At 70.7% G+C, this 3029-nt stretch carries 4 protein-coding genes; 2 read left to right on the top strand and 2 right to left on the bottom strand.

What is annotated here, in order from left to right; all coding sequences use genetic code 11:
- Together K6I34_RS34530 and K6I34_RS34525 are read left to right on the top strand one after the other, a co-directional pair.
- On the top strand, nucleotides 1-385 hold a 385-nt coding region (locus tag K6I34_RS34530), incomplete at its 5' end, for a C40 family peptidase (RefSeq protein WP_229331991.1).
- A 227-nt stretch (nucleotides 386-612) separates the two neighbouring features.
- Nucleotides 613-1203 carry a lytic polysaccharide monooxygenase gene (locus K6I34_RS34525; RefSeq protein ID WP_229331990.1) on the top strand — a complete coding sequence of 197 codons (591 nt, stop codon included), beginning with the start codon at nucleotides 613-615 and terminating at the stop codon, nucleotides 1201-1203.
- A gap of 134 nt (nucleotides 1204-1337) precedes the next feature.
- Here the strand turns inward: K6I34_RS34525 and K6I34_RS34520 are convergent, their stop codons facing one another.
- Nucleotides 1338-2174 carry a cytochrome c biogenesis CcdA family protein gene (locus K6I34_RS34520; RefSeq protein WP_229331989.1) on the bottom strand — a complete coding sequence of 279 codons (837 nt, stop codon included), beginning with the start codon at nucleotides 2172-2174 and terminating at the stop codon, nucleotides 1338-1340.
- 7 nt (nucleotides 2175-2181) lie between these two features.
- Nucleotides 2182-2928: a DsbA family protein gene (locus tag K6I34_RS34515; RefSeq protein WP_229331988.1), complete on the bottom strand. Its 747-nt coding sequence runs from the start codon at nucleotides 2926-2928 to the stop codon at nucleotides 2182-2184.
- Nucleotides 2929-3029: the final 101 nt, after the last annotated feature.

The following is a 3029-nucleotide window of genomic DNA, read 5'->3' as shown; positions in this document are numbered from 1 at the left end:
AGGGGAAGCCGCGGCCGGGCGGCGGGACCTCGAACCCGCGATCGCCTTCGCGATGGCCCGCATCGGTGACGCGTACGCCCTCGGCGGCAACGGCCCGCACAAGTGGGACTGCTCCGGGCTGATCCAGCAGGCGTACCGCAGGGCCGGGGTGAAGCTGCCGCGCGTCGCGGCCGACCAGTACCGGGCCACGATGCGGATCAAGCGGTCCTCGCTGCGCCGCGGTGACATCGTCTTCTGGTCCGGCGACGGCCGGGCGTCCGGCGTGCATCACGCCGGGATCTATCTGGGAGGCGGGCGGTACATCGAGGCGCCGCGGCCCGGCAAGAAGGTCCGTGTCTCCACGTTCGCGCGCTACAACCCGAACCTGTACGGCCGGGTCCGTTGATCGAGGTCCGCTGACCGTGCGGCTGCTGCCTGTTGTCGTCGTGTCGTCCGGATGTCGTTCGGACGTCGTCCGTCCGGCGGCCGGATTCCTTCTGTCGTTGGCCTGGACATGCCCAATGGCCGGTACTAGCCTCCGACTTGGTCTAGACCGCAATCCCGCGGCTCACGGAACCCCCCACGTTCCTCGAGCGCCAAGAACCCCCCACGTTCTTCGAGGAGAGCGACAGCATGCGCAAAAAGATCAGTGCGGCGATCATCGGCCTCTGTCTCGGCGGCGTCTCCCTGCTGGGCACCGGCAGCGCCAGCAGTCACGGCTACACCGACTCCCCCACCAGTCGGCAGGAATTCTGCGCCAACGGCACCGTGCAGGACTGCGGTGAGATCCAATGGGAACCCCAGAGCGTCGAGGGCCCCAAGGGCTTCCCGTCGCACGGCCCCTCCGACGGCACGATATGCGCGGGCGGCAACAGCCGTTTCGCGGAGCTCGACGACCCCCGCGGCGGGCAGTGGCCCGCGACCCAGGTCACGGCGGGGCAGACGTACACCTTCCGGTGGCGGCTCACGGCCCGGCACGCCACGACGGACTTCAAGTACTACCTCACCAAGCCGGGTTACGACCCGAGCCGCCCGCTCACCAGGAGCGACCTCGATCCGACTCCCTTCCTCACGGTGCCGTACGGGGGGAGGGTGCCGGACGCGACGGTGACGCACGAGGGGGCGATTCCGGAGGGGCGGAGCGGTAAGCAGCTGATTCTGGCGGTGTGGACGATCGCCGATACGGGCAATGCGTTTTACGCCTGCTCGGACGTGCAGTTCTGAGCCTGCCTCGGCCCACGACCGGCCCGGGGCTGTGCCTCGGGCCCCGTTGCCGGGTTGCGCCCACCGGGTTGCCACCCGGGCCCGGTGGGCGGCTGCGGGCCGTCGACGGCTGGTCGCGCAGTTCCCCGCGCCCCTTACGGGGCGCCGTCGTTGTCTTTCTCCGGGCGGAGCGCGTACCAGGCCAGGGTCGCGGCCACCGCCAGCGCCACTACCGCCAGCAAGGCGTAGTCCGGTACCGCGTTGCCCACGCGCGAGACCGTTTCCTCCAGGCGGAACTCCTGGTCCGCGTCGAGGAGGCCGGGGAGGGCGGTCGTGCCGTTGTAGACGAGGAAGAGGACGCCGATGCCGATGAAGAACAGGCCCGACACCAGGGAGGTGGTGTGGAGCCGGAGCCGTCCCAGCCGTAGTTCGCGGCCGCGGAGCCAGCGTCTGCCGCCGAGTTGGAAGCGGTCCCAGAAGAGGGCGAGCGCGAACAGCGGGAGTGCCATGCCCAGCGCGTAGACGGCGAGCATCGACGCCCCGTACACCGGGTCGCCGTTGACGGCCGTCACGGTCAGCACCGCGCCGAGGATCGGTCCGGCGCAGAAGCCGGCCAGTCCGTAGACGCAGCCGAGCAGGAACGTCGACGCCGCCGACCGCGGGGTGATCCGTCCGGCCGCCGCCTGTGCCCGCTTCGACGCGAAGCCCAGGCCGAGGATCTGGGCCACGCCCATGGCGATCACCACCCAGCCGCCGATGGTGATCAGCAGATCCCGGTGGCCGTTGAAGAGCCTGCTCGCGGCCGTGGACGCGGCGCCGAGCGGGACGAGCGTGGTGGCGAGCCCGAGGTAGAAGACGGACGTGCGGGCGAGCAGCCTGCCGGGGGTCGCCAGCGAGTAGGCGAAGAACGCGGGCAGCAGCAGCGCGCTGCACGGGCTGACCAGGGCGAGTACACCGCCGAGGAAGGCGGCGAGGTAGCCGATGTCGGTCATGCCGCGCTCACTTCCCGCCGTTCTTCGCGGCCTTGGCCTGCGCGATGGCCTCCTCGAAGGCGTCCATCGGCTGGGCGCCCGCGATCGGCTGCCCGTTCACCAGGAAGGACGGGGTGGACTGCACGCCGATGCCGTAGCCCTCCTCCTGGTCCTTCTTCACGGCGGCCTCCGCGTCGGAGCTGTTCAGGTCCTTACGGAACTTGTCGAGGTCGGCCACACCGCTGTCCTTCGCCATGTCGACGAGCTTGTCCTCGGCGAGCGCGTCGCCCTTGCGGGTCTTGGCGTAGAGCTCGTCGTGGAGCTGCCAGAACTTCCCCTGGCGGCCGGCCGCCCAGGAGGCGCGGGCGGCGCGCTCGGAGTCCTTGCCGAAGATCGGGAAGTTGCGGAACTCGATGCGCAGGGTGCCCTCGTCCACGTACTTCTTGATCAGCTCGGGCTGGGTGTCACGGGTGAACTTTCCGCAGTACGAGCACTGGTAGTCGGCGTACTCGACGAGCACGACGGGGGCGTCGGCCTTGCCGACGGCCATCGGGTCGTCGGCCGTGCGGCGGACGGAGGCCTTCTCGAACTGGGCGTAGACCTGTCGGCGCTGGTCGGACGAGGGCGCGGCGTCGGAGGGCTCGCGTGTGCCGGAGCCGCCCGCGTTCTTGCCGATGGCGATGCCCGCGGCGACGAGCGCGACCACGAGGGCGACCACGGCGCCGATCGCGGCGATACGGCGGGAGGGGCTGGTCTTGCGTGCGGAGGTGGACATGAGGGGGAGAGCTCCCTGGGGCGTACGGAATCTGGACATGCCGGGGCACGGCCCGGTGCGCGGGCCGTGGGCGGGCGGTCTAGATCCGTAGGACGGGGAGC

This window comes from Streptomyces sp. UNOC14_S4 (genome assembly GCF_020740835.1).
GTDB lineage: Bacteria > Actinomycetota > Actinomycetes > Streptomycetales > Streptomycetaceae > Streptomyces.
The sequence above is the reverse complement of the archived record's forward strand: the minus strand, read 5'-3'. Positions and strand labels throughout refer to the sequence as shown.